The organism is Halomonas cibimaris, assembly GCF_039537045.1.
Classification (GTDB): domain Bacteria; phylum Pseudomonadota; class Gammaproteobacteria; order Pseudomonadales; family Halomonadaceae; genus Vreelandella; species Vreelandella cibimaris.
In genome coordinates this window covers 1-810 of the sequence record NZ_BAAAZT010000035.1, presented here as the reverse complement: position 1 = coordinate 810, position 810 = coordinate 1, and the positions used below count along the sequence as shown (strand labels likewise).

General features: G+C 54.8%; 1 protein-coding gene. It reads left to right on the top strand.

Features of this window, described 5'->3' with window-relative positions; genetic code table 11:
- Positions 1 to 42: 42 nt before the first annotated feature.
- Positions 43 to 792, top strand: a complete 750-nt coding sequence (locus tag ABD654_RS05605; protein WP_344703115.1) for an IS5 family transposase — start codon at positions 43 to 45, stop codon at positions 790 to 792.
- Positions 793 to 810: the final 18 nt, after the last annotated feature.

The window sequence follows — 810 nt, the reverse complement described above, 5'->3', positions numbered from 1 at the left end:
CGCAGAATAAAGGTTCCTACGCCAACAAACTGCAAGCCTGCCATGCCCCGACAAATGCTCACGGATGAACACTGGTCGAAGCTAAAACCTATCCTGCTTCAACAAGGTATTTATGACAAGGCCGACCTGCGTACCACGGTGGAAGGCATCCTGTATCGGATGCGCACCGGCTGTCCGTGGCGGGACCTACCGGAGGCGTTTGGCCTCTGGAATACGGTCTACAAGCGCTTCAACGCCTGGTCAGCGAGTGGAAAGTTGATGAGGATTTTCAGCTCTCTGGTGGAAGATCCTGATGTCGAGTGGCTGTTCATTGATGGCTCTTACGTCAAGGCACACCAGGACAGCACGGGGGCTGCCACGGAAGACGCCGAAGCCATTGGTAAAAGTCGTGCAGGCAATACCAGCAAAATCCATCTGACCGTTGATGCCTATGGGCTGCCGATTGCCTTCAGGATAACGGGCGGTGAGGTGCATGACAGCAGGGAAGCGTCGGCGTTGATTGACGACTTGCCGGCGGGTGATGCGTTGGTGGCTGACAAGGGCTATGACAGCGAGCGTATCCGTGAGCAGGTCGAAGCCAAGGGCATGGCTGCCGTGATTCCGCGCAAACGCAACTCGAACAAAGGAAATGCCAACCTGGACAGAGGATTATATCGCTACCGGCATCTGGTTGAGAATGCCTTTGCTCGATTGAAGCCGTATCGTGCTATCGCGACGCGTTACGATAAGCTCAAGCGAAACTACGAAAGCATAGTGGCCTTGGCGTGCAGCTTTTTATGGCTGCCAATGTGAAACGTCAACAGGCCCTAG

What these genes read in the sequence shown, in the direction of transcription:
- ABD654_RS05605 (WP_344703115.1), top strand. Translation starts at nt 43, where the DNA reads ATGCCCCGACAAATGCTCACGGATGAACACTGGTCGAAGCTAAAACCT.